This is a genomic window from Neisseria sp. P0020.S005 (assembly GCF_051957055.1).
GTDB classification, from domain to species: domain Bacteria; phylum Pseudomonadota; class Gammaproteobacteria; order Burkholderiales; family Neisseriaceae; genus Neisseria; species Neisseria subflava_A.
Genome location: NZ_JBQCWV010000007.1, coordinates 91,599 through 113,930 on the forward strand (window position 1 = coordinate 91,599; position 22,332 = coordinate 113,930).

Consider the following 22,332-nt stretch of genomic DNA (forward strand, 5'->3'; position numbering starts at 1 on the left):
CGTGAAAACCAATAAAGACAAATTTAGATGATGTCGGGGAAGATGCCCGACCGACAAGACTATGCAAAATATGAAAAACCAAGTACGCGGATCAGGCATGGATGCACGATCCAACCCAGCCAATGTTTCAGACGGCCTGCAAAACAGTTCGGGCCATATCGGTACCAACACGCGCTACCGTCTGACCAAGCTCGGCGAACAAATGGCGCGCCTGCCCATCGACCCGAAAATTGCGCGCATTTTGCTGGCGGCGAAGAAACACGACTGCATGGCAGAAATATTGGTGATCGCGTCCGCGTTGTCGATTCAAGACCCGCGCGAACGGCCGCTGGAAGCGCGCGATGCCGCGGCCAAGGCGCACGAGCGTTTTACCGACAAGCAATCCGACTTCCTTGCCTATCTGAATATTTGGGACAGTTTCCAGCGCGAGCGCGACAAAGGTTTGTCCAACAAGCAGCTGGTGCAGTGGTGCCGCCAATATTTCCTGTCGCACCTGCGCATGCGCGAATGGCGCGAGCTGCACCACCAGCTTGCCCAAACCGCGATTGAAATGGGTTTGACCACCAAAGAAGCCGCGTTTAGACAACCTCCTTCCCAAGAACAATTAAGGCCGTCTGAAAGCCAAGGCGACCAAGATTTGGCGGCCAAACTCAAACAAAAACAACTGGACAAGAAGCAACACCGCGCCCAAATCCGCGCCGCCAAAGAAGCCGGCTACGAACAAATCCACCGCGCCCTGCTCACCGGCCTCATCGCCAACGTCGGCATGAAATCGCCCGACGGCAACGACTACACCGGCGCGCGCGGCAGCCGCTTCCACCTTTTCCCGGCATCAGCCCTGTTCAAAGCCAAGCCCAAATGGGTGATGGCGGCAGAATTGGTTGAAACCACGCGCCTTTACGCGCGCGATGTCGCCGTTATCCAGCCCGAATGGATAGAGCAGGAAGCGTCGCACCTCGTCCGCTACCATTATTTCGAGCCGCACTGGGAACAAAAACGCGGCGAAGTCGTCGCCAGCGAACGCGTGACGCTTTACGGCCTGACCGTATTGCCGCGCCGCCCCGTGTCTTACGGCAAAGTTGCGCCCGAAGAAGCGCGCGAAATCTTTATCCGCGGCGCATTGGTGGCGCAGGAAAGCAATCTTCAGACGGCCTTTTTTGCCCACAATAAAAAGCTGATTAAAGAAATTACCGAACTCGAACACAAATCGCGCAAGCAAGACGTATTGGTCGATGACGAAGCCCTGTTTGCGTTTTATAACGAATGCCTGCCCGAGCTGGTGTGGAAAGACGCGAAAGGCGGCGTTTGGGGAAGCGAAGAGGGCGGACAAACCCAGTCGGACAAGACAGCCGATCAAAACGGACAAGCAAACCAGCGCAACGCAGGGCGTGTGGCGCAAGCCGCGCACGCGGATTCCAAAGATGCGTCCAACCGCGAGCGAGAACCGAGTTCACGTACCCGACAAAATGTTTCAGACGACCCCAAACCCAAAAAGCAGCCTACATCTCAAAAAGGCCGTCTGAAACCTTTGCCCCTTGCCGATATCCGCACCTTTGAAGCCTGGCTCAAAACCGCCGAACGCGACAATCCGCGCCTGCTGTTCCTCAGCCGCGACGATTTGATGCAACACGCCGCCGCGCACATTACCGAAGAACAGTTCCCAAAATTCTGGCAAACCGCAGACGGCAAGTTCAAACTTTCCTACCGCTTCGAGCCACACCATCCGCTTGACGGCGTGACCATGACCGTGCCGCTGACCGTCCTCAACCGCTTGCACGCGCCGTCGCTCGAATGGCTGGTGCCCGGTATGTTGCGCGAAAAAATCCAGCTGCTGATTAAAGCACTGCCGAAGCAAATCCGCCGCATTTGCGTGCCCGTACCCGATTTCATCACCAAATTTCTCGAAAGCAATCCCGACCGCCAAGCCGCCATCATTCCCCAGTTGGCGCACTTTATCGCCAAAAGCGCCGGCGATATGCGGATTCTCGAGCAAATCGACCAAGACGCATGGGCGGCGCAAGAGTTGCCCGAACACTGCTATCTGAATCTGCGCATTATCGACGATGGCGGACAAGAGCTTGCCGGCGGCCGCAAACTGCATGAATTGCAACAACAACTCGGCCAAGCCGCTGCCGTTACCTTCCGCGACAACACCCAAGAATTCGAGCGCGACAACGTTACCGCATGGGACATCGGCACCCTGCCCGAATCCATCAAATTCGCCCGCGGCAAACAACAGCTCACCGGCTACCTCGGCCTGCAAAAAGAAAAAGACGGCCGCATCGCCCTGCGCCTATTTGACACTACCGAAGCCGCCGAACAGGCACACCGTCAAGGCGTAATCGAATTGATGAAGCTGCAATTAAAAGAGCAAGTTAAAGACCTGAACAAAGGCATCCAAGGCTTCACTCAAGCCGCCATGCTGCTCAAACACATCAACGCCGACACCCTGCGCGACGACCTCACCCAAGCCGTCTGCGACCGCGCCTTTATCGGCGAAGACGAGCTGCCGCGCAACGAAAAAGCCTTCAAAGAGCAAATCAAACGCGCCCGCAGCCGCCTGCCCGCCGTCAAAGAAGCCCTCAGCCGCTACTTGCAGGAAACCGCCGCCGCCTATGCCGAACTCAACAGTAAACTCGGCAAACACCCATTGACTCACCTTCTAAGACTACGCCTGCAAACCCTGCTTGCCGCCGGCTTTGCCAGCCATACCCCATGGGCACAATGGCCGCGCCTCCCTATCTACCTCAAAGCCATGACCCTGCGCCTTGAAAAATACAGCAGCAACCCCGCCCGCGACGCAGCCCGCGAAGCCGATATTCAAGAGCTGGAACAAATGTGGCAGGAAAAAACGGATAGCTTGATAAAACAAGGACAGCCCGTTTCAGACGACCTCGCCGCGTTTAAATGGATGATTGAAGAATTGAGAGTATCGCTGTTTGCGCAGGAGTTGAAGACGCCGTATCCGGTGTCGGTGAAGAGGTTGTTGAAGGTGTGGGAGGGGTTGGAATAAATTTAAGGCTACCTGAAAATTTTCAGGTAGCCTTAAAAATCTTAATCTCCTTCTTTTGAAAAGAGTCCTTTAATAACAGTCAATAAAGCAGCAAAAACATTTACAGTTACTCCAGTTGTAACAATCCCAAGGGCTGTATCTGATAAAAATACACGCCCAGTAACAAAACTCACAATTGCACTGAGACAAACGATTACAATCCAAAATGAAAGACATCCGCAAGCAATCTCATATGCTTTATAAGCAAAATCTTTTCTGAGCTCTCTATTTTGTTTCTTGTTTTCCAAAGCTTCTTGCTTATCCAGTTTGTCATATTGGTCAAGTAGAATTGCTTTATCTTCTAAAAGAGCATTTTGACTTTGGTAACTAGAAGTTGTACTTGTAAATCTAGTTGAGGGGCTTACTAACTCGTTTAGCCGTTCCTGACTTCCTTCATCATCAGGTGGAAATAAAAATTGTTGGCTACAGTCGGTCATGAGGTTTCCCTATGACATGTGTTCTGTAAAACTCTTCTATCAAGTTATCTGATATGGGTGGGTAATATCCTCCTATATTTTTCATAGTGGTATCCCAAGGAGTTCCCTCTTTATGCGTAGCATCAGATAAAGTAAAAGCAGGGAGATTCCCATATACGTCGCAAACATAATCTAAAATTTTGCGTTCACTTGGATCAATATGATTGTACCAATCATCTGGCACCCCTCTAACATCGGTAATAGGAAGAGCACCTTGTCCAGCAATAGCCTGATAAATCGATCTTACAACAGGACCATAAGGCCATGCCTCAACTTGCTCATCAAGTAGAGATCGACCAAACACACCTAACATCATGCCATGAGCAATATACGCAACTTTAATGAGCTGCATTGCAGTCATGGTGTCATTTTTTTCACGTTGCCGATTTAATATGTATTTAGCTACCGCCAATGATTTTGCTGCCATTTCACACCTCACTTAACAGTAGGGACTAAATTAAATCTAATTCCATAAAACACAAATTTCAAGAAAGCTTGATTTTCTTTTTAAGTAATTCATTACAAAATGTTAAAATTCTTTAAATTTAAACACGGCTATGTTTTTTGTCAATTTAATTAACCTAATCCAAATACCTTTTAAACACTATCTTATTATTTTTAAAAATATTTTATTAGATTCGCTATTTCTCTACTTATTCCATGCGCTCCAAAAACGACCATCTCGCCTACGAAATCCTTTCCGCCGTCTCAGAAATACCCTTCGGTAAAGTCACCACCTACGGCCAAATCGCCCGCCTAATCGGCAGCAAGCCGTAGCCTCCATGCAACCGCGTGCGTGCCTTTGGGCACACACCCTACCTATGAATCACAAAGAATTTGAAATTTATGTGTAGCCAGCGTAGCCTGTCTAGCAAGTCGTAGCCTACATCAAACCGCGTGCGTGCCTTCGGGCACACACCCTACCTATGAATCATAAAGAGTTTGAAATCTATGTGTAGGGTGTGTGCGGTACGCACGCACGCGGTCTTTTAAAAATGTTCTTTCCAATCAAACCAAAGGCCGTCTGAAAGTATTTCCCAACTTTCAGACGGCCTTTTTATATTCATATTTCTGTTTATTTTTCCAACCGTGCAATCAGTTCATCAGCTAAGTCCAGATAAGCTTGGGTGCCTTTGGCGTGGGCTTCGTAGGCGAGGGCGGGGAGGCCGTGGCTGGGGGCTTCGGCTAGGCGGATGTTGCGGGGGATGACGGTGTCGAAGAGCAGGTTGCCGAAGTGTTGTTTGAGCTGTTCGCTGACTTCGACGACGAGGCGGCTGCGGCTGTCGTACATGGTGCGGACGATGCCGGTTACATCGAGGTCGGGGTTGATGGCTTGGCGGATTTTGCGGACGGTGGCCACTAAGTCGGAAATGCCTTCGAGGGCGTAGTATTCGCAAAGCATGGGGACGATGACGCCGTTGGCGGCGACCAGGCCGTTGAGGGTGAGCAGGGTCAGGGATGGGGGGCAGTCGATGAGGACGTAGTCGTAGTTGTCGGCAACGAGCTGCAGGGCGTTTTTGAGGCGGATTTCGCGTGCGATTTCTTGGACGAGTTCGACTTCTGCGCCGGCAAGTGTGCGGTTGGCGCCCAATACGTCGTAGCCGCCTTCTTTGCTGCGGACGACGGCGTTGGGGATGTCGGTTTCGCCGAGTACAACTTGGTAAACGCCGTTTTCGATGGTGGCTTTGTTGATGCCGCTGCCTGTGGTGGCGTTGCCTTGGGGGTCGAGGTCGACGACGAGGACGCGGCGGCCTTTGGAGGCTAGGGAGGCGGCTAGGTTGACGGTGGTGGTGGTTTTGCCGACTCCGCCTTTTTGGTTGGCGACGGCGAGGATTTGTGCGCTCATGTGCTTTGCTGTCGTATTAAGTGTGGATGGCTGGATTGTACCGTTATTCGGTATGCTTGGGTTGTTTTCAGACGGCCTTTTTGCGGATGATGACGATATGGCGTTCGGCATTGAGTTGGGGGACGTGCAATGCTTCGACTTTTTCGACGGCGACGCTTTCGGGCAGTTTATCGATTTCTTCTTGCGGGTATACGCCTTTCATGGCTGCCCAGTAGCCGCCGTCTTTGAGGAGGTGCTCGGTCCAGTTGACGAAGTCGGCGAGTTCGGCAAAGGCGCGGCTGGTGATGACGTCGGCGCGGCAGTCGGCGGCGGCTTCTACGCGGCCGCTGATGACGCGGACGTTTTTAAGGTCGAGTTCGATGACGGCTTGTTGCAGAAAGGCGGTTTTTTTGGTGTTGGCATCGAGGAGGGTGATGTCGAGGTCGGGACGGCAGATGGCGGTGGGTATGCCGGGCTGTCCGCCGCCGGAGCCGACGTCGAGCATGGTTTGCGCGTGTTCGATATAGGGCAGGAGGGTCAGGCTGTCGAGCAGGTGATGGCTGACGGTTTGGGCGGGATCGCGCAGGGCGGTCAGGTTGTAGGTTTTGTTCCACTTTTGCAGCAGGGCGGCATAGTCTAGGAGTTTGGCCTGTTTGGCTTCGTCGATGTCCAAACCCAGTGCCTGTATGCCGTCGCGGAGCTGTTGCGCCTGATTCATTTGTTATTCCTTATTGGTTAAAACGCGTTGGATGTAATGGTAACGGAAAGCATGCCGTCTGAAAATGTTTGCGCCTGTTGAATCAACGTTTCATCTTGTGAAAGACGATGGGCTGCTCCGGCGCGCGCGTGAGCTGTTTGGGCAGGGTCAGCATGGCGATGATCCATACGGAGAGGGTGTAGTAGAACACGCCTTGCCCACGCATGCCTGCCAATGCGGCATTGCCTAAGATGGCTTCAAAAATCAAGCCTGCCACCGCTGAGGCACACGCTGCGACACCGGCAAGGAAGATGGCGTAACGCGAATGCCGGCGCATCATTTTTTTATACGCCAGCTTGGTCAGTCCGCCGGCAATCGGCAAGTTGAGGAAGGCAAACATGCCGCAGACAAACCATGCGACGGAATCCTGCCAGCCGCTTTGCCATGCCCATGTGCCGTTTTTGACTGTAACCAACAGTCCTTGGCCGTCTGAAAAGGCGATTTGCACGATATTGTGCAATATCATCGCCAGCGGCAGGGTGAGGAACATCAGTGCGACCAATAGGGGGCGGTAGGGCTTTTCTTGTGTCAGATACATGGCGGTTTGCCTTGTTGTGGGATAAGTTGAAATGATAGCAGATTGGCGGTTGATTCACGTTTGTTAGCGCTGAAATTGCTGACAAAAACGGTCAATTAAAAAAGAAATGAAAAATTCTTTTTTCTTGGCAAACGTTGGCGGATAAAGGTTAAGAAAACGTTTTCAGACGGCCTAATCTCTTATTTTTATATGAACCGAACAGAAAATCTTTGCATTTCTCCGTAAAATCTACTAAATTCTCAATAACATATTATAAAGACCTGAAATCTGGAACCCAAACCGAAACTGCCTTCCGCCATTTACGCTCGGAAACTCAGCAGGCAACAAAAGTTTCACACACAACAAAAATACAAAACAATTCCTATGAAATCAGTTGTTTATAATGATAGATAACCACAAGGCAAACCATGCCTGACTTTAGTAGGAGTAAAACCATGGCTGAAGCAACCGATGTCGTATTAGTAGGCGGCGGCATTATGAGCGCCACTTTGGGCGTATTGCTCAAAGAACTCGAACCATCTTGGGAAATCACCCTGATCGAACGCTTGGAAGATGTAGCGTTGGAATCATCAAATGCATGGAATAATGCCGGTACGGGACACTCTGCGCTGTGTGAATTGAACTATGCGCCCCTGACTGCTGACGGCACGATCGATCCGACCCGCGCCCTCAATATTGCCGAACAATTCCATATCAGCCGCCAATTTTGGGCGACTTTGGTCGAAGAAGGCAAACTGACCGACCGCACTTTCATCAATTCCGTCCCCCATATGTCGCTGGTGATGAACGCCGACCATTGCAGTTATCTGCAAAAACGTTTCGACGTGTTCAAAAACCAAAAACTCTTTGAAAAAATGGAGTTTTCTACCGACCGCGCCAAAATTGCCGAATGGGCGCCGCTGGTTGTCAACGGCCGTGATGAAAACCAATCCATCGCCGCCAACTACTCCGCCGAAGGCACAGACGTCGATTTCGGCAGCCTGACCCGCCAGATGGTCAAATACTTGAGCGACAAAGGCGTAAAAATCAAATTCAACCGCCATGTCGACGACCTCAACCGCGAATCGGACGGCGCATGGGTGCTGAAAACCAGCAGCACCAAAGAGGATGACGACCCGTTGACACTCCGCACCCGTTTCGTCTTCCTCGGCGCAGGCGGCGGCGCACTGACCCTGCTGCAAAAATCCGGTATCCCCGAAGGCAAAGGCTACGGCGGCTTTCCGGTTTCCGGCCTCTTCTTCCGCAACAGCAATCCCGAAACGGCCGCGCAACACAACGCCAAAGTATACGGCCAAGCCTCCGTCGGAGCGCCCCCTATGTCCGTTCCGCATTTGGATACCCGCAACGTGGACGGCCAACGCCATTTGATGTTCGGCCCGTATGCAGGCTTCCGCCCTAACTTCCTCAAACAAGGCTCGCTCATGGATTTGCCGATGTCCATCCACATGGACAACCTCTACCCCATGCTCCGCGCCGGTTGGGCTAATATGCCGCTGACCAAATACCTCTTGGGCGAATTGCGTAAAACCAAAGAAGAACGCTTCACTTCGCTCTTAGAGTATTATCCGGAAGCCAACCCTGACGATTGGGAACTGATTACCGCCGGTCAGCGTGTGCAAATCATCAAAAAAGACCCGAAAAAAGGCGGCGTACTCCAATTTGGTACCGAAATCGTCGCCCATGCCGACGGCTCGCTGGCCGCATTGCTGGGCGCGTCCCCAGGTGCATCAACCGCCGTACCTTTGATGATTAAGCTGATCAACCAATGCTTCCCAGGTCATGCCGAATCATGGTCAGGCCGTCTGAAAGAATTGGTGCCCGGCTACGGCATCAAGCTGAACGACAATCCGTCTTTGGCGGACGAAATCATCAGTCACAACGCGTCCGTTTTGGGCATTCATCACTAAATTGAAGCAGACACAAAGGCGGGCATTCTTGCCCGCCTTTTTTCAAACCATTAAAATAGCGGCATTCAGGCCGTCTGAAATCTAATCTGCAGCAGCATGTTGCACGACTCAAACCCGAAAATCAGCCCCAATAGAAAAACGCCATGACCGATATTCTCAACAAAATCCTTGCCACCAAAGCAGAAGAAGTGGCCGCCCAAAAAGCCGCCGTTTCCTTGGAAGACATCAAAGCCCAAGCGCAGGCAGCCGCGCCGGTTCGCAGCTTTATCGGCTCAATCCGTGAAAAACACGCGCAGAATCTGCCTGCTATTATTGCCGAAGTCAAAAAAGCCAGCCCGAGCAAAGGCCTGATCCGTCCTGATTTTCATCCTGCCGAAATCGCCGTTGCCTATGAAAAAGCCGGCGCGGCCTGTTTGTCCGTGTTGACGGACGAACCTTATTTCCAAGGCTCGCCCGAGTATTTGAAACAGGCGCGTGCGGCCGTGGCGCTGCCGGTCTTGCGTAAAGATTTCATCATCGACGAATACCAAATCTATCAGGCGCGCGCGTGGGGTGCGGATGCGGTTCTTCTGATTGCCGCCGCATTGGAAGCCGGGCAGCTTGAGCGTTTTGAAGCCGTTGCCCACGAATTGGGCATGACTGTATTGTTGGAGTTGCACGATGCGTCCGAGCTGGAAAAATGCCGCAACATGACCACGTCGTTGTGGGGCGTCAACAACCGCAACCTGCGTACGTTTGAAGTGACCCTGCAACAAACCCTCGACCTCTTGCCTGAATTGAACGGTAAAACCGTTGTAACCGAAAGCGGCATCCGCAACAAAGAAGATGTCGATTTCATGCGCGGCCACGGCGTGCATACTTTCCTGATCGGCGAAACCTTTATGCGTGCCGAAGATATCGAAGCCGAAGTCAAAAAACTGTTCTAAACCTAAAAAATATCAGGCCGTCTGAATTTTCAGACGGCCTGAATCCATTGGAGACGAGAAAAAATGTTTACCGTACAACGCATTTATGCTTATCAGCCGAATCCCGAACAGACCGCCGTCTTTATCGACCGCCTTTATCCGCGCGGCGTCCATAAAGAAGTTTTCGCTACGGCGATTTGGCTCAAAGACATTACGCCCAGTGCAAACCTGCGCCGCTGGTATCATGAAAATCCGGCTGAGAATTTTGACGGTTTTGTCAGCCGTTATCACGAAGAGCTGCAAGGCGATGCCGAGCAGGCCGCTATCAAGCGGCTGCTGGATTTGGAAAAACAGCACGGCAATATTTTATTGCTGACCGCCGTCAAAGACCCTCGACATTCCCACATCTCCGCACTGGCTCAATTTTTGGGCACAACGTTTGAATATCGCGATTAAAAAATCAGTGTTTGGGCTGAATACAAAAAGGCCGTCTGAAATTAAGGTTTCAGACGGCCTGCTATTTTCAAATCAAGAAGGATAACGGTGTGCCACCAATTTTCCGTCTATGTATTCGCCGATATAGACTTGCGAGGCTTCAAGGTGGAGGTGGTCGAGTTCCTGTTGCAGCCATTCTTCATCACGCTTAATGATTTCGAGGATGTCGGGGTCGACTTGGCCGTCTGTAATCAGCGGATAGCGCAGGCTTTCGTCGCCGTACTTAATGACGGCGAGCTGGCCGTTTTGTTCCATCACGGCACGTTTGACGGCAGAGATTTCGTAGATGCCGGCGGCGCGGAGTTTGAACATGAGGTCGTGTGCGCTGATGCCGTTTTTCATGCATTCATCGGTTTGGATTTTGCCGTTGACGATAACCCAGACGGATTTGCCGTCAATGATGGATTTGACCCAGCGGTTGTGGTTTTTGATGAATTTCAGGCTCAAGACCAACAGCGTCCACAAAATCAGCACGAGGAAAAATTGCAACAGGCCGACGCTGTCGCTGTAAATCACGCCGCCGATGATGCCGCCGAGTACATAGTTTTGCACTTGGTCCATGGCGGAGGTCGGCGCGAGGTTGCCTTTACCTAAGAGGTTGATTTGCAAAATCAAACCTAAAATACCCATCAGTAGTTTGAGGGCGAGCAGGGAGTATGCTTCCATGTGTGTGTATCCTGTTATTCTTTATCGATGAGTTCGATATTGTTGTTGACCAAATTGATGGGCGTCAGCGTGTAGGCGGAGAAGTCTTGATTGAAATGGACTTCGTAGTATTGGTTTTTGATGCCGATAATCATGCCGTTGAACAGGCGAGTGCTGTTGACGATGATGTCTTGTTTTTCAACTTTTTGGTTTTCAATCAAGGCATTGAGAAAACCCACCATGCGCGAAGTATCGGCGGCAAAGTTTTGACGCTCGCTGTATGAAAGATATTGCGTGCCGCAGATGAGGATAAGCAACAACAGCGCAATAATGCTCAGGTCGCGGTATTTGGTGTCCATGCGGTGGCGCAGGTATTGCGATACGGCGAGCAAGAGGATGACGAGGGCGGCGAAAATCAGGACGTATTTCAAGTAGTCGTTGAAATACATATGGTTTTCAAGATAAAAGTGAGAAAAGAATTTCATGGTATTTGATAAATTTGGGAAGGGTAATAAGGCCGTCTGAAACTTACATTTCAGACGGCCTTGTCTATTAAACAAGGATGTTGCGTCAAGGTTTCGGATAAAGCATACATGGCGCTTCCCGAAGTAGTATCAGTTGATAAATCCGTCGTCTTTCATTTTCTTTTCGGAAAAATACTGGCCGATGACCAGTAAGCTGGCCATAATGATAATGAAAAGACCTGCCATGGTCAGGGTGATTTTGAGAAACAAATCGGCATCGACGAAGGAAAACCAAAGTTGAAAAATCAAGAGAAACACCCAGCTGACGAACAATCCGAGACAGGCATAGACGCCGAGTTTAAACACGTTCTTTTTCCAAAATGACGACGTAGGCTTCACGCACGAAAAACAGCAGCATGCGGCGCTGGTCTTTTTCCATGGTAACGACCTTCCAGCCTTGCGAAGCGTGGCTATTGAGGAAATCGCTGAATTTGACCGGATTGATTTTGGCGCTGCCGAAAACCAAACTGGAAAGCAGGTTCTCTTGATAAATGACGGCCTTATATTCTTTCATTTTATTCCTTTAAAAATAAGGGGGCTTTAAAGCCCCCTGATTCTACTCCTTATTATTCAACTGCGGTAATACGGAGCCTTCGCCCAATGCCAACAAACCGCTTTGTGAGTAAATACCCAGTTTGGCGCGGGTGTCGGTAATGTCGAGGTTGCGCATGGTCAGTTGGCCGATGCGGTCGAGCGGTGTGAACGCTGCGTCTTCAACTTTTTCCATACTCAGGCGTTCCGGTTGGTAGGTCAGGTTGGGCGATTCGGTGTTCAGAATCGAGTAGTCGTTGCCGCGGCGCAGTTCGAGGGTGACTTCGCCGGTAATGGCTTTGGCAACCCAGCGTTGGGCGGTTTCGCGCAACATAAGCGCTTGGCTGTCAAACCAGCGGCCTTGGTAGAGCAGGCGGCCGAGGCGCAGGCCGTTAATGCGGTATTGTTCGATGGTGTCTTCGTTGTGGATGCCGGTAACCAAACGCTCGTAGGCGATGTGGAACAATGCCATTCCCGGGGCTTCGTAAATGCCGCGTGATTTGGCTTCGATGATGCGGTTTTCGATTTGGTCGCTCATGCCCAAGCCGTGACGGCCGCCGATGCGGTTGGCTTCGAGGAAGAGTTCGACAGGATCGGCGTATTCTTTGCCGTTCAGTGCAACCGGCACGCCTTCTTCAAAGCGCACGCTGACTTCTTCGGGTTTGACTTCGACGCTTTCGTCCCAGAAGGCAACGCCCATGATGGGCTTAACGATTTTGATGCCGCTGTTGAGGAATTCCAAGTCTTTGGCTTCGTGGGTGGCACCCAGCATATTGGAGTCGGTAGAGTAGGCTTTTTCAACCGACATTTTGTAGTTGAAGCCGTTGGCAATCAGAAATTCGCTCATTTCGTGACGGCCGCCGAGTTCGTCGATAAATTGTTGGTCGAGCCAAGGTTTGTAGATTTTCAACGCCGGGTTGGTCAACAGGCCGTAGCGGTAGAAACGCTCGATGTCGTTGCCTTTGTAGGTGCTGCCATCGCCCCAGATATTCACATCATCTTCTTTCATGGCAGAAACGAGCATGGTGCCGGTAACGGCACGACCCAGAGGCGTGGTGTTGAAGTAGGCGATGCCGCCGGTGGAAACGTGGAACGCGCCGCATTGGATGGCGGCGATGCCTTCGTGTGCCAACTGCGCGCGGCAGTCGATTAAGCGGGCGTTTTCTGCGCCGTATTCCATCGCTTTTTTAGGAATGGCATTGTAATCGTCTTCGTCGGGCTGACCGAGGTTAGCGGTGTAGGCATAAGGCAGCGCGCCTTTGAGTTTCATCCACAACAGCGCGGCGGAGGTATCAAGACCGCCGGAGAAGGCGATGCCGACTTTTTGACCGATGGGGAGATTTTGTAAAATGGTATGGTTTTGGCTCATTGGGATTCCTCCAGACTTGAAAAGTTGAAACCATTATCTTATAAATGGAATACATTGTCAGCAATTAGGCCGTCTGAATGTTCGGAGGGCCGTATTAAAGAAACCTCATCATGAACGCTTTTAACCTCATTATCATCGGCGATGAAATCCTGCATGGCAGCCGTCAAGACAAGCATTTCGCCTTTTTTAAATCCTTATTGGAATCGCACGGGCTGAAGCTCAATCAGGTGCAATATCTGCCTGACGAGCCCGATTTGCTGGTCAAACAACTGCGCCGCAGTTTTTCAGACGGCCTGCCGACTTTCGTTACCGGCGGTATTGGTTCTACGCCTGACGACCACACACGCCAAGCCGCAGCGGCCGCTTTGGATTTGCCTGTCGTCCGCCATCCTGAAGCCGCCAAGTTTATCGAAGGCGTGACCCGGAAACGCGGCGAGCCGCTCGATTCGCCGGAACACGCCCAACGCCTGAAGATGGCGGATTTTCCCGAGGGCGCGGAATTGGTGCCCAATCCGTTTAACAACATCGCCGGATTTTCCATCCGTGAGCATTATTTCTTCCCCGGTTTCCCCGTGATGGCGCACCCGATGGCCGAATGGGTATTGGAAACTTATTACGCCGACCGCTTCAACCAAACCGAACGCGGCAGCCGTAGCGTATATGTGTTCGACCAACCCGAATCACGCATTACGCCGATTATGGAACATCTTGAGCGTACCTACGCCGGCGTCCGTTCGTACAGCCTGCCTACCGTGGGCCGTACCGATTCAGACGGCCGTTATACTCCGCCGCATATCGAGTTCGGCATCAAAGCGGAAGGCGAGGCCTGCCGCTTGCTGGATGTGGCGTGGGAAGATGCGTTGCAGGGTTTGCAGGCGATTGGCGCGACTTTGAAAGAAACGGTGGAATAATGCACTTATCCCCGGCCCAATCCAGACGCGCACTGACTTTTGCCTCTTTGCTGTTTTTACCGCCGACCCTCATCATCGGCATTTGGCTGGCGCAATATGGCGGCTTTGCTTTTGAGCCGCCGCTGATGCACGCCGTCCATGCCCACGCGGGAACATGGTTTGACCCGATTGCCACTGTGTTGCACTATCTGGGCAAAACCGCGATTGCCGTGCCGCTGATCGGCGCAGTCGCCGCAGCCCTGTATTTTGCCGATAAGAAGCGCGAGGCACTGTTTTGCGTGTTGGCGGCATTGGTGCCGACTTTGAACATGCTGATTGTGAAGGTATGGTTTGCCCGCGAACGTCCGCTGCTTTGGCCGCGCCTGATTGAAGAGAGCAATTTTTCCTTCCCCAGCGGCCACAGTACGTTTTCCGCCGCCATTGCCGTCATGCTGATATTGCTTTGCCGCCGCACGCGCTACCGCCGCGCCGCTTGGATAGGCGGTATTTCCTTTGCCCTGTTGACCGGGTTTTCGCGCATTTATTTGGGCGTGCATTATCCCACCGACGTTTGGGCAGGCTGGACAAACGGCACGCTGACTGCCTTGCTGGTGTATATGCTCATCTTCAGGCCGTCTGAAAAATAGAAGAAACGAATCATGAATACACGTTCACCCAACACGCCTTATTGGCTCAGAAACGGCCATGCCGACACCCTGTTTGCCAAGTTGCTGCAAGGCAAAGCGCCCGACTACCGCCGCGAGCTTCTGCCCGACAGTACCGGCAAAACCCAAGTTGCCTACGATTTTGTCGACAGCGCCGACCCTGATGCGCCGCTGGTGGTTTTGTTCCACGGACTGGAAGGCAGCAGCGAGAGCCATTACGCGGTCGAGTTGATGAAAGCCGTACAGCAGCGCGGTTGGAATGGCGTGGTTGCCCATTTCCGCAGTTGCGGCGGCATAGAAAACACCGCGCCCGTGTTTTACCACCTCGGCGATACGACTGAAATCGCCTTTATGCTCAACACGCTGGCCCGACGCTATTCAATCATCTACGCCGTCGGCGTTTCTTTGGGGGGTAATGCTTTGGCCAAATATTTGGGCGAGCAGGGCAGCAATGCCGTTCCGCGCGCTTCTGCCGTCGTTTCTGCACCGGTTGATGCCGTAGCGGCAGGTACGCGTTTTGATCAGGGCATGACGCGACTGATTTACACGCGCTATTTTTTGAATTCACTGTTGCCGAAAGCCCAGGCGATTCCCCGGTTTCAGACGGCCTTAAGCCAGCAAAACTGCAAAACGCTTGGCGATTTTGACGACCGCTTTACCGCGCCGCTACACGGTTTTGCCGACCGCCACGATTACTACCGCCGCAATTCCTGCAAACCGTTTCTGAAAGGCGTGGATACGCCGTTGCTGTTGCTTAATGCCGTCAACGACCCCTTCCTGCCGCCGGAAGCCCTGCCGACCGGGCGGGATGTGTCCTCGGCCGTTACGCTGTTGCAACCGGCATACGGCGGTCATGTCGGCTTTGTCAGCCGCGATCAGGGCCGTCTGAATCTGCAATGGCTGCCGCAAACGGTGTTGGACTATTTCAAACAGTATCAGCCGTAAATGAAAAAGGACATGTATGCGACATGCCCTTAGTGTGCAGAAAGTAAAAAGGCCGTCTGAAAACGAATTTCAGACGGCTTTTTGAATGGCTTGATTATTTGCCTTTGTTGTCGGCTTTGGCTTCTTTTTTCAGAGAAGCGTACAACTCAGGGTCGCGGTTTTTCAGCAGGGAAGCAACGGCCAAGTCGTCACGGTTGACTTTAGCTAAATCTACGCGCTCGATGTGTACCAAACGCAGCAATTCGCGTACAGGTTTAGGCATATTGCGGCCGGATTCGTAACGGGAACCACCGGATTGAGTCACACCAATGCGACTCCAGAAGTCCATTTGGTTCAGGCCGAGTTTTTTACGGATATCGCGGATATTTTCAATTTTTTCGAACGATTTCATGAATCTTCCTTATTGTGGTATTTAGTGTATGCCATTAGGCATAAAAAAGGTCTGCAAGAATGCCGGCATCCTTTTCCCTATTGTTTTTTGGGGTGATATGTGGGCGTATTGCAAATGGCTGATCTAGATAATTAGACAGTATATTCGAAAGAAGTTTTCTGCTGTCTGCCATAATTTGTGTAAATATTTCTTAATTCATTATTTCAGTAAAATTTTGTTATATAAATCATTAAATTATGCGTTTATCTTAGATATGGCATAAGCAAATTTTTACATAATTAAACAATTCAATATGGGTAAAAACTTAATTTCGAGTTTTTATTCGGTTTTCTGGATTGAGAATGCGAATAAATTTTAGGCCGTCTGAATCTATGTTTTCAGACGGCCTGAAGGTTTTTTCAAGGTTAAGGCTTACCGCTGGCAGGGCTGATGGTAAGGATTTCGTAGCCGGTCTCGGTAACCAAAACTTCGTGTTCCCATTGGGCGGAGAGTGAGCGGTCTTTGGTGACCACTGTCCAACCGTCGTTCAGGATGCGCAGATGGCGTTTGCCTTGGTTGATCATCGGCTCGATGGTGAAAATCATGCCCGGTTTGAGGACGAGGCCCTCACCTTTGCGGCCGTAGTGGACCACTTGCGGCGCTTCGTGGAAACCGCGGCCGATGCCGTGTCCGCAGAATTCTTGTACTACGGAGTAGCCGGCATTTTCGGCAACCTGTTGGCAGGCATAGCCGACATCGCCGAGGGTGGCGCCGGGTTTGACCGCTTCGATACCCGCCATCATGGAGGCGTGAGTCACGTCGATCAGGCGTTGGGCAATCGGTGAGACTTTGCCGACGGTAAACATACGGCTGGAGTCGCCGTGGAAGCCGTCTTTTTTAATGGTCAGGTCGATGTTGACGATGTCGCCTTCTTTCAGCGGTTTGTCATCGGGAATACCGTGGCAGATGACGTGGTTGACAGAGGTACAGCAGGATTTCGGGTAGGGCGGGTTGCCGTAGTTGAGGGGGGCTGGATAACCGCCTTGAACGTTGACGTGGTAGTCGTAAACGAGTTTGTCGATTTCGTTGGTGGTTATGCCGGGTTTGACGAATTGGCCGATGTAGTCGAGGGCTTCGGCGACCAAGCGACCGAGTTCGCGCATTTTTTCGATTTCTTCGGGGGTTTTGATGATGACTTTGTCCATGAGGTTTCCTTCTTGTTTCAGACGGCATGGGGGTCGTCTGAACGGGACGGGTGTGCCGTCTGTTTAAAACAGGTTGTCGAGATTGTCTTTATTGCGCGGTTTGGCTTGTGGTTTGGCCTCAGGCTCGGCTTTCGGAGTCGGTTTGGACTCGGGGACTTTGGCTTTTGCCGGTTTGTTTTCTGCTGCTTGTGCGGCTTTGTTTGCTACCGGCTGGCTGTCTGCTTGAGGTGTGTTTTGAGCGGCAGGGCTGCTGTTGTCGGATTGTGTGTTTTCTGATTTGTCGGCTTCAGCGCGTTTGTTTTCTGTGCGTTTGCCGCGGTGTGTAGTGGGGCGGTTGGTTTTTACACCTTCTTCCGCTTTTTCGCCTTTTTCGTCCTGTGGGACGACAGGGTTTCCGGAGGCGGTTTTTGCGTCGCCTTCTTGGGCGGGTTGGACGGTTTCAAGTTCGATAGTGCCGTTGGGGCGCCAAACTTCAATGCGTGTGTCGGTTTGTTCGGCAGGGCTTTTTTCGGGTACGTCGGTTTTACTGGAGTTTAGGGTGCTGAATACGCCGGCAACAAGGGCTGCGACGGCGATAAAGCTGACAAGGAATAAGGCGCGGATTAGGTGTTTGGGCTTAAGTTGGAAAGGGGTTTTATTATTCTTGGACATGATGTGGCAGGTAATTGTTGGAGGAATGGCCGTCTGAATATTCAGACGGCCTGAGTTGCCTGTGAATCAGTTGGCAACGTAGTTTTGATAGAGGGTCACGACTTTTTGTACGCCGACGGTCGTGCTGACTTTTTGGGTCACGCGGGCTTGTTCGTCAGGCGTGAGGATGCCCATCACATAGGTCACGTTGCCGTAAGTCACGATTTTGACGCGTGCTTGGGTGGCCGGGCTGAGGCCCAACAGGGTGGCGCGGACTTTGGATGTGCCCCAAGTATCGTTGGTCACATCGCCGAGCGAACGCGCTTGTGAGGCAACGGTGATGTAGTTGTACACGCCTTCTGCGGCTTGTTCGGAACGGGCAATGCGCTCAACAAATTGTTTTTCGCCTTCGGTAGCCACTTGGCCGAGCAGGAGCAGGTGGCGGTTGTAGCCGACAACGTTCAGTTTGGGCTTGTAGCCTTGGACTTGGTTGTTTTGGCGCAGGTAGGAGCGTGCGGTGGTTTCGACACGCAGGGCCATAACGTTGTCGTCGGTTTGCGCGCCTGTGGTGCGGCGATCGACGGCGGATTTGGTGCCGACGGCAGCACCGCCGATCAGTGCGCCGACGCAGCCGCTCAGACTCAGGCTCAAAAGGGTCGCAGTCAGAACGGGGAGGGCGTAGCGTTTGATATTCTTCATATCCTTTTCCTTGGGTATGGACGGTTGGGTGTTCAGACGGCCTTTAAGGGGGTCGTCTGAAAAGAAAGGGTTACATGCCTTCAAGCAGGACGGAGTCGATGCAGTCGCACATGGCGTGAATCAGCAAAATATGGTTTTCCTGAATGCGGGCAGTGCGCGGATAAGGGACGTTGAGCAAAACGTCGGTATCTTTGAGCATGGCGGCGATTTTTCCGCCGTCGCGACCGGTCATGGCGATGACGTGCATGTCGCGTTCGTGTGCCGCTTTGATGGCTTCGATAACGTTGGCGGAATTGCCGGAGGTGGAGATACCGACCAATACGTCGCCGGCGCGTCCGAGCGCGCGCACTTGTTTGCTGAATACATGGTCGAAACCGTAGTCGTTACCGATGGCGGTCAGGGCGGAAGTGTCTGTCGTCAGCGCGACAGCGGCCAATTCCATGCGTTCTTTTTCAAAGCGGCCGGTCATCTCGGCGGCGAAGTGTTGCGCGTCGGCAGCCGAACCGCCGTTGCCGCAAGCCAGGATTTTGCCGTCGTTCATCAGGCATTGCAGCATCAGCTCGGCAGCCTGTACGGTCGGCTCGACCAGTACTTTTTCGGCTTCTTGCTTGGCGCGGATGCTCTCGGCAAAATGCGCGGAAACGCGTTCTTGTAATGTTGTCATGAGGTTAACCTGTAATATTTTGAATCCATTCGGGTTGGCCGTCGCCCTCAATCAGTACCGCATCCAAGCGGCAGGGCGCATGGTTTAACCCGTACTTTTGCAGATAATACTCTACACTTCGTTGCAATTTCAATAATTTGGACGGCGAGATGCTGTATGCGGCACCACCGAAACCTCGGTTTTTGCGGTATTTTACTTCAACAAACACAATCATACCGCCGTTTTTGACAATTAAATCGATTTCACCGTAGGCGCAATGCCAGTTCCGCGCCAGCAGCGAGCAGCCTTTGTCCAGCAGGAATGCCAGTGCCGCATCTTCGGCCGCCGCCCCCTGTTTGTGGTTTAAGCGCATGAAAAGTTTACCCGTTATATAATCATTGTTTTTAAAGAGACGCCGTTTCAGACGGCCTTGAATCTATGTACACAAAACACCTGCAAAAAGCCGTCGACAGCATCGAAAAACAGACATTATACGTTGTCGCCACACCCATCGGCAATTTAGCCGACATAACGCTGCGCGCGCTGGCCGTTCTGCAAAAGGCCGACATTATCTGCGCCGAGGACACCCGTGTTACCGCCCAGCTTTTGAGTGCGTACGGCATTCAGGGCAAACTCGTGAGCGTGCGCGAACACAACGAGCAGCAAATGGCCGATAAAATTATCGCCTATCTTTCAGACGGCCTGAGCGTCGCCCAAGTTTCGGATGCGGGCACGCCTGCGGTTTGCGATCCCGGTGCGAAACTTGCCACCCGCGTGCGCGAAGCCGGATTTAAAGTGGTGCCTGTAGTCGGCGCAAGCGCGGTCATGGGGGCGTTGAGCGTGGCTGGGGTGACGGAATCCGATTTTTACTTCAACGGTTTCCTGCCGCCTAAGACCGGCGAACGTCAAAAGCTGTTGGCCAAATGGGCGGAAGCCGATTTTCCGATTGTGATGTTTGAAACGCCGCACCGTATCGAAGCAAGCCTTGCGGATATGGCCGCGCAGTTCCCCGAACGCCGTTTGACTTTGGCGCGCGAAATCACCAAAACGTTTGAAACCTTCCTCAGCGGCACGGTTGCCGAAATCCAAGCCGCCCTTAAAAACGACAGCAACCAAACGCGCGGCGAGATGGTGCTGGTGTTGCACCCTGCTGTGAAAGAGAAACACAGTGATTTGCCCGAGGCGGCACAAAATACCATGAAAATCCTTGCGGCCGAGTTGCCGACCAAACAGGCCGCCGAGCTTGCCGCCAAGATTACCGGCGAAAGCAAAAAAGCCTTGTACGATTTAGCGTTGGAGTGGAAACGGATTTCAGACGACGCTTGAGGTCTTGCAGGCTTATTTCTCTCAACCTGTGGTGTGAACGATGCGACGATTTCCTACAGGCAAGGCTGGGTATTGTTCGTTATCCGTTTGCCGGTTCTACAGGCTTTATATAGGCAAAGTTTTGTTTGCCGCATTGCTTCCCCCCCCTTGCAATTTATAATGACACTGCATACAACTAGTATGTTCTTAAATCTTTCAATCTACGGGAGTGGACTTATGAAACAAAACATCATCGTTGCCTTATTCAACATCTCCAGCGAAGCTTATCAAGCCTTTTCTGAATTGAAAGCTTACTCGCAGACAACAGATACTTTGGTGGCACAAGCCGTTTTGGTTAAAAAGGAAAATGACCTGATTATCCCAGCAGAAAGCACCGACTTTACCGCCAATACGGTCGAAGGCACATGGACGGGCGGCCTCATTGGTTCACTGGTCGGCATTCTCGGCGGTCCTATCGGTGTTCTGTTGGGTGGAGCTACTGGCGCACTCATCGGCAGTGATGCAGGTACTGCCCAAACATTGGAAGAGGGGGCGTTGCTGGAAAATACAGCCAAAAAACTGGATAACGGCAGTACTGCAATCATTATTTTGGCGCAAGAATCCGACGAGGCTGTATTGGATGCTTTCTTCCACCGTTTCAAAACCGTTATTCTCCGGCAAGATGCAGTCGTTGCCCAACAGGACGTATTGGCAGCAATAGAAGCGCAGGAAGAAGTGGCACGTCAGGCACACGAAGCTTGGAAAAAACAGCGCAAAGCCGAACGCAAAGAGAAAGTGGAAGCCTTCAAGGCCGACATCAAACAAAAATTCGACGAATTGGCAGCCAAGTTGAAATAACACTGCCACCAACCCAAGGTATGTAACCGCTCAAATTTTCCGTTTCGGATGCATGCCAAACCGGTTTGAGGCTACCTGAAAATCTATTTTTCAGGTAGCCTCTCCCTTTTTCATGCCCCGAGACCTTTGCAAAGGTCTCAACCTATGTTATTGCAAAGGTCTCGGCCTTTTTATAATTGGATTTTAGATCGATCCAATAGGTTCAATACGCTTCTAAGTTTGCGTTTCAGACGGCCTCAATGTTTGGCAAACCTGCTTCAACGCTGCCATGCGTTGCGCAAATATTCGATGCAGTCGGTCAAGGCGTAAAACGGGGCGTTGCCGTGATTGGCGTTGGGGTAGAGGGTAAAGCGGACATCTGCGCCGAGGTGGTGCAAAGTGCCGGCAAGGATTTTGGCTTGTGCGACCATGCCGCGGCTGGTTTGGTCGGGACGGTTGTTTTTGCCCTCATGTTCGCCTGCGCTGAGGCGGATGCCGATTCCTTGCGGCAAAGTGTCGGGCAGCCAATCGAGTACGCGGCGGTCTTGCCACCAGATAGACGGCGAAACCAGTAAATAATGGCGGAATCGTTCGGGGCGGGTGAACAGGGAATAGAGGCCGTACAGTGCGCCGAATGAATGGCCGAAGACGGCTTGGTTTTGGGCATCGATGCGGTATTTGCTGTCGAGCAGGGCAGAGAGTTCGTCGTCGAGAAAGCGGCTGAAGCGGTCGGCTTGGCCGTATTGTTTGCGTTCGGATTCGGGCGCGTTGCCGGGCAGCGGCGGCGTGTAGTCGAGGGCGCGTTGGCTTAAGTCGCGAATGGTGCCGCCGGTGTAGCCGATGCCGACAATCAGACAGGCGGCATGGCTTTTGGTGATGGGGTTGATGAGCAGGGATTGCGCCATATTAAGGATGGCGGGGAAAAAGGCATCCCCGTCAAGAATATACAGCACGGGATAGCCGCCTGCCGGACGCTTGCCGAGTGCAGCGGCTTGAATACGGTAGGTACGGCCGGTGTGTGCGGAGGTAATGGAGGTTTCTTCGGCTTGCAGCAGGGTGGCGGTTTGCCAGTTGGGGCGGATGGGCATGATGGGGTGCTTTAATCAATGGGTTGTTTAA

The 22,332-nt window shown here is 52.1% G+C and carries 27 protein-coding genes; 10 read left to right on the forward strand and 17 right to left on the reverse strand.

Annotated features, from left to right (window positions below; translation table 11 throughout):
• Positions 1 to 61 precede the first annotated feature (61 nt).
• Entirely contained in the window at positions 62 to 3,013 is a 2,952-nt protein-coding gene (locus ACTHTU_RS07270) for a DUF3418 domain-containing protein (RefSeq protein ID WP_440362170.1), read from the forward strand.
• 41 nt (positions 3,014 to 3,054) lie between these two features.
• On the opposite strand, the gene ACTHTU_RS07275 is transcribed toward ACTHTU_RS07270, so the two are convergent.
• Together ACTHTU_RS07275 and ACTHTU_RS07280 are read right to left on the reverse strand one after the other, a co-directional pair.
• The gene (locus ACTHTU_RS07275; protein WP_440362171.1) at positions 3,055 to 3,489 is read right to left on the reverse strand and encodes a hypothetical protein; all 435 of its coding nucleotides are present in this window, start codon (positions 3,487 to 3,489) and stop codon (positions 3,055 to 3,057) included.
• Positions 3,476 to 3,955, reverse strand: a complete 480-nt coding sequence (locus ACTHTU_RS07280; protein ID WP_440362172.1) for a Panacea domain-containing protein — start codon at positions 3,953 to 3,955, stop codon at positions 3,476 to 3,478. The genes ACTHTU_RS07275 and ACTHTU_RS07280 overlap by 14 nt, the downstream gene beginning before the upstream one ends.
• 233 nt (positions 3,956 to 4,188) lie before the next feature.
• Here ACTHTU_RS07280 and ACTHTU_RS07285 point away from each other — a divergent pair, with 233 nt between their 5' ends.
• On the forward strand, positions 4,189 to 4,305 hold the full coding sequence (locus ACTHTU_RS07285; protein ID WP_440362173.1) for an MGMT family protein: 117 nt from the start codon (positions 4,189 to 4,191) through the stop codon (positions 4,303 to 4,305).
• Between the two features lie 298 nt (positions 4,306 to 4,603).
• On the opposite strand, the gene ACTHTU_RS07290 is transcribed toward ACTHTU_RS07285, so the two are convergent.
• The 3 genes from ACTHTU_RS07290 to ACTHTU_RS07300 all read right to left on the reverse strand — a co-directional run bounded on the left by ACTHTU_RS07290 (position 4,604) and on the right by ACTHTU_RS07300 (position 6,648).
• Positions 4,604 to 5,374, reverse strand: a complete 771-nt coding sequence (locus tag ACTHTU_RS07290) for a ParA family protein (RefSeq protein ID WP_440362174.1) — start codon at positions 5,372 to 5,374, stop codon at positions 4,604 to 4,606.
• Positions 5,375 to 5,441: 67 nt separating this feature from the next.
• Entirely contained in the window at positions 5,442 to 6,071 is a 630-nt protein-coding gene (gene rsmG, locus ACTHTU_RS07295; protein ID WP_440345021.1) for a 16S rRNA (guanine(527)-N(7))-methyltransferase RsmG, read from the reverse strand.
• Between the two features lie 82 nt (positions 6,072 to 6,153).
• On the reverse strand, positions 6,154 to 6,648 hold the full coding sequence (locus ACTHTU_RS07300; RefSeq protein WP_049336842.1) for a hypothetical protein: 495 nt from the start codon (positions 6,646 to 6,648) through the stop codon (positions 6,154 to 6,156).
• A gap of 434 nt (positions 6,649 to 7,082) precedes the next feature.
• On the opposite strand from ACTHTU_RS07300, the gene ACTHTU_RS07305 reads away from it, so the two are divergent.
• The 3 genes from ACTHTU_RS07305 (at position 7,083) to ACTHTU_RS07315 (ending at position 9,916) form a co-directional block, all read left to right on the forward strand.
• Entirely contained in the window at positions 7,083 to 8,555 is a 1,473-nt protein-coding gene (locus tag ACTHTU_RS07305) for a malate:quinone oxidoreductase (RefSeq protein WP_440362175.1), read from the forward strand.
• 143 nt (positions 8,556 to 8,698) lie between these two features.
• A complete protein-coding gene (gene trpC, locus ACTHTU_RS07310) occupies positions 8,699 to 9,481 on the forward strand; it encodes an indole-3-glycerol phosphate synthase TrpC (protein ID WP_440362176.1) in 783 nt (260 codons plus the stop codon).
• Between the two features lie 63 nt (positions 9,482 to 9,544).
• Entirely contained in the window at positions 9,545 to 9,916 is a 372-nt protein-coding gene (locus ACTHTU_RS07315; protein WP_314513853.1) for a DUF488 domain-containing protein, read from the forward strand.
• A gap of 72 nt (positions 9,917 to 9,988) precedes the next feature.
• Here ACTHTU_RS07315 and ACTHTU_RS07320 read toward each other — a convergent pair whose 3' ends face one another.
• The 5 genes from ACTHTU_RS07320 to argG all read right to left on the reverse strand — a co-directional run bounded on the left by ACTHTU_RS07320 (position 9,989) and on the right by argG (position 13,024).
• The gene (locus ACTHTU_RS07320; RefSeq protein WP_107724200.1) at positions 9,989 to 10,621 is read right to left on the reverse strand and encodes a DUF421 domain-containing protein; all 633 of its coding nucleotides are present in this window, start codon (positions 10,619 to 10,621) and stop codon (positions 9,989 to 9,991) included.
• Positions 10,622 to 10,635: 14 nt separating this feature from the next.
• Positions 10,636 to 11,085 carry a DUF3290 domain-containing protein gene (locus tag ACTHTU_RS07325; protein ID WP_049330865.1) on the reverse strand — a complete coding sequence of 150 codons (450 nt, stop codon included), beginning with the start codon at positions 11,083 to 11,085 and terminating at the stop codon, positions 10,636 to 10,638.
• Between the two features lie 129 nt (positions 11,086 to 11,214).
• A complete protein-coding gene (locus tag ACTHTU_RS07330; protein ID WP_440362177.1) occupies positions 11,215 to 11,430 on the reverse strand; it encodes a hypothetical protein in 216 nt (71 codons plus the stop codon).
• On the reverse strand, positions 11,423 to 11,638 hold the full coding sequence (locus tag ACTHTU_RS07335; RefSeq protein WP_003749376.1) for a DUF4177 domain-containing protein: 216 nt from the start codon (positions 11,636 to 11,638) through the stop codon (positions 11,423 to 11,425). The genes ACTHTU_RS07330 and ACTHTU_RS07335 overlap by 8 nt, the downstream gene beginning before the upstream one ends.
• A 42-nt stretch (positions 11,639 to 11,680) precedes the next feature.
• Positions 11,681 to 13,024, reverse strand: coding sequence for an argininosuccinate synthase (gene argG, locus ACTHTU_RS07340; protein ID WP_070645264.1), 1,344 nt, complete (start codon positions 13,022 to 13,024; stop codon positions 11,681 to 11,683).
• Between the two features lie 110 nt (positions 13,025 to 13,134).
• On the opposite strand from argG, the gene ACTHTU_RS07345 reads away from it, so the two are divergent.
• The 3 genes from ACTHTU_RS07345 to ACTHTU_RS07355 are packed head-to-tail and all read left to right on the forward strand — an operon-like array spanning position 13,135 to position 15,524.
• Entirely contained in the window at positions 13,135 to 13,935 is an 801-nt protein-coding gene (locus ACTHTU_RS07345) for a competence/damage-inducible protein A (RefSeq protein WP_049330862.1), read from the forward strand.
• Entirely contained in the window at positions 13,935 to 14,561 is a 627-nt protein-coding gene (locus ACTHTU_RS07350) for a phosphatase PAP2 family protein (RefSeq protein WP_070748568.1), read from the forward strand. The genes ACTHTU_RS07345 and ACTHTU_RS07350 overlap by 1 nt, the downstream gene beginning before the upstream one ends.
• Positions 14,562 to 14,573: 12 nt before the next feature.
• On the forward strand, positions 14,574 to 15,524 hold the full coding sequence (locus ACTHTU_RS07355; protein WP_107867923.1) for a YheT family hydrolase: 951 nt from the start codon (positions 14,574 to 14,576) through the stop codon (positions 15,522 to 15,524).
• 94 nt (positions 15,525 to 15,618) lie between these two features.
• Here the strand turns inward: ACTHTU_RS07355 and ACTHTU_RS07360 are convergent, their stop codons facing one another.
• The 6 genes from ACTHTU_RS07360 to ACTHTU_RS07385 form a co-directional block, all read right to left on the reverse strand.
• Positions 15,619 to 15,915: a helix-turn-helix domain-containing protein gene (locus tag ACTHTU_RS07360; RefSeq protein WP_003680641.1), complete on the reverse strand. Its 297-nt coding sequence runs from the start codon at positions 15,913 to 15,915 to the stop codon at positions 15,619 to 15,621.
• A gap of 404 nt (positions 15,916 to 16,319) precedes the next feature.
• A complete protein-coding gene (gene map, locus ACTHTU_RS07365; protein ID WP_432760584.1) occupies positions 16,320 to 17,120 on the reverse strand; it encodes a type I methionyl aminopeptidase in 801 nt (266 codons plus the stop codon).
• A gap of 42 nt (positions 17,121 to 17,162) precedes the next feature.
• A complete protein-coding gene (locus ACTHTU_RS07370) occupies positions 17,163 to 17,750 on the reverse strand; it encodes a hypothetical protein (protein ID WP_107867921.1) in 588 nt (195 codons plus the stop codon).
• Between the two features lie 66 nt (positions 17,751 to 17,816).
• On the reverse strand, positions 17,817 to 18,428 hold the full coding sequence (locus tag ACTHTU_RS07375) for a BON domain-containing protein (protein ID WP_039862284.1): 612 nt from the start codon (positions 18,426 to 18,428) through the stop codon (positions 17,817 to 17,819).
• 70 nt (positions 18,429 to 18,498) lie between these two features.
• Positions 18,499 to 19,092, reverse strand: a complete 594-nt coding sequence (locus ACTHTU_RS07380) for a phosphoheptose isomerase (protein WP_003680645.1) — start codon at positions 19,090 to 19,092, stop codon at positions 18,499 to 18,501.
• Between the two features lie 4 nt (positions 19,093 to 19,096).
• Complete coding sequence (locus ACTHTU_RS07385) at positions 19,097 to 19,444, reverse strand: YraN family protein (RefSeq protein WP_440362178.1); 348 nt, start codon at positions 19,442 to 19,444, stop codon at positions 19,097 to 19,099.
• Between the two features lie 65 nt (positions 19,445 to 19,509).
• On the opposite strand from ACTHTU_RS07385, the gene rsmI reads away from it, so the two are divergent.
• On the forward strand, positions 19,510 to 20,397 hold the full coding sequence (gene rsmI, locus ACTHTU_RS07390) for a 16S rRNA (cytidine(1402)-2'-O)-methyltransferase (protein ID WP_440362179.1): 888 nt from the start codon (positions 19,510 to 19,512) through the stop codon (positions 20,395 to 20,397).
• Between the two features lie 216 nt (positions 20,398 to 20,613).
• Positions 20,614 to 21,234 (forward strand): DUF1269 domain-containing protein, encoded by a 621-nt coding sequence (locus ACTHTU_RS07395; protein WP_063076198.1) that lies wholly within the window; start codon positions 20,614 to 20,616, stop codon positions 21,232 to 21,234.
• Positions 21,235 to 21,491: 257 nt separating this feature from the next.
• On the opposite strand, the gene ACTHTU_RS07400 is transcribed toward ACTHTU_RS07395, so the two are convergent.
• Entirely contained in the window at positions 21,492 to 22,301 is an 810-nt protein-coding gene (locus ACTHTU_RS07400) for an alpha/beta hydrolase (protein WP_440362180.1), read from the reverse strand.
• Positions 22,302 to 22,332 lie beyond the last annotated feature (31 nt).

Excerpts from the sequence above, each read along its gene's own strand:
- ACTHTU_RS07325 (WP_049330865.1), bottom strand. The coding sequence starts at position 11,085 with ATGAAATTCTTTTCTCACTTTTATCTTGAAAACCATATGTATTTCAAC.
- ACTHTU_RS07350 (WP_070748568.1), top strand. The coding sequence starts at position 13,935 with ATGCACTTATCCCCGGCCCAATCCAGACGCGCACTGACTTTTGCCTCT.
- argG (WP_070645264.1), bottom strand. The coding sequence starts at position 13,024 with ATGAGCCAAAACCATACCATTTTACAAAATCTCCCCATCGGTCAAAAA.
- ACTHTU_RS07335 (WP_003749376.1), bottom strand. The coding sequence starts at position 11,638 with ATGAAAGAATATAAGGCCGTCATTTATCAAGAGAACCTGCTTTCCAGT.
- ACTHTU_RS07370 (WP_107867921.1), bottom strand. The coding sequence starts at position 17,750 with ATGTCCAAGAATAATAAAACCCCTTTCCAACTTAAGCCCAAACACCTA.
- ACTHTU_RS07270 (WP_440362170.1), top strand. The coding sequence starts at position 62 with ATGCAAAATATGAAAAACCAAGTACGCGGATCAGGCATGGATGCACGA.
- rsmI (WP_440362179.1), top strand. The coding sequence starts at position 19,510 with ATGTACACAAAACACCTGCAAAAAGCCGTCGACAGCATCGAAAAACAG.
- ACTHTU_RS07285 (WP_440362173.1), top strand. The coding sequence starts at position 4,189 with ATGCGCTCCAAAAACGACCATCTCGCCTACGAAATCCTTTCCGCCGTC.
- ACTHTU_RS07305 (WP_440362175.1), top strand. The coding sequence starts at position 7,083 with ATGGCTGAAGCAACCGATGTCGTATTAGTAGGCGGCGGCATTATGAGC.
- ACTHTU_RS07355 (WP_107867923.1), top strand. The coding sequence starts at position 14,574 with ATGAATACACGTTCACCCAACACGCCTTATTGGCTCAGAAACGGCCAT.
- rsmG (WP_440345021.1), bottom strand. The coding sequence starts at position 6,071 with ATGAATCAGGCGCAACAGCTCCGCGACGGCATACAGGCACTGGGTTTG.
- ACTHTU_RS07395 (WP_063076198.1), top strand. The coding sequence starts at position 20,614 with ATGAAACAAAACATCATCGTTGCCTTATTCAACATCTCCAGCGAAGCT.
- trpC (WP_440362176.1), top strand. The coding sequence starts at position 8,699 with ATGACCGATATTCTCAACAAAATCCTTGCCACCAAAGCAGAAGAAGTG.
- ACTHTU_RS07320 (WP_107724200.1), bottom strand. The coding sequence starts at position 10,621 with ATGGAAGCATACTCCCTGCTCGCCCTCAAACTACTGATGGGTATTTTA.
- ACTHTU_RS07290 (WP_440362174.1), bottom strand. The coding sequence starts at position 5,374 with ATGAGCGCACAAATCCTCGCCGTCGCCAACCAAAAAGGCGGAGTCGGC.
- ACTHTU_RS07375 (WP_039862284.1), bottom strand. The coding sequence starts at position 18,428 with ATGAAGAATATCAAACGCTACGCCCTCCCCGTTCTGACTGCGACCCTT.
- ACTHTU_RS07280 (WP_440362172.1), bottom strand. The coding sequence starts at position 3,955 with ATGGCAGCAAAATCATTGGCGGTAGCTAAATACATATTAAATCGGCAA.
- ACTHTU_RS07400 (WP_440362180.1), bottom strand. The coding sequence starts at position 22,301 with ATGCCCATCCGCCCCAACTGGCAAACCGCCACCCTGCTGCAAGCCGAA.
- ACTHTU_RS07275 (WP_440362171.1), bottom strand. The coding sequence starts at position 3,489 with ATGACCGACTGTAGCCAACAATTTTTATTTCCACCTGATGATGAAGGA.
- ACTHTU_RS07385 (WP_440362178.1), bottom strand. The coding sequence starts at position 19,444 with ATGCGCTTAAACCACAAACAGGGGGCGGCGGCCGAAGATGCGGCACTG.
- ACTHTU_RS07345 (WP_049330862.1), top strand. The coding sequence starts at position 13,135 with ATGAACGCTTTTAACCTCATTATCATCGGCGATGAAATCCTGCATGGC.
- ACTHTU_RS07300 (WP_049336842.1), bottom strand. The coding sequence starts at position 6,648 with ATGTATCTGACACAAGAAAAGCCCTACCGCCCCCTATTGGTCGCACTG.
- ACTHTU_RS07380 (WP_003680645.1), bottom strand. The coding sequence starts at position 19,092 with ATGACAACATTACAAGAACGCGTTTCCGCGCATTTTGCCGAGAGCATC.
- ACTHTU_RS07315 (WP_314513853.1), top strand. The coding sequence starts at position 9,545 with ATGTTTACCGTACAACGCATTTATGCTTATCAGCCGAATCCCGAACAG.
- ACTHTU_RS07360 (WP_003680641.1), bottom strand. The coding sequence starts at position 15,915 with ATGAAATCGTTCGAAAAAATTGAAAATATCCGCGATATCCGTAAAAAA.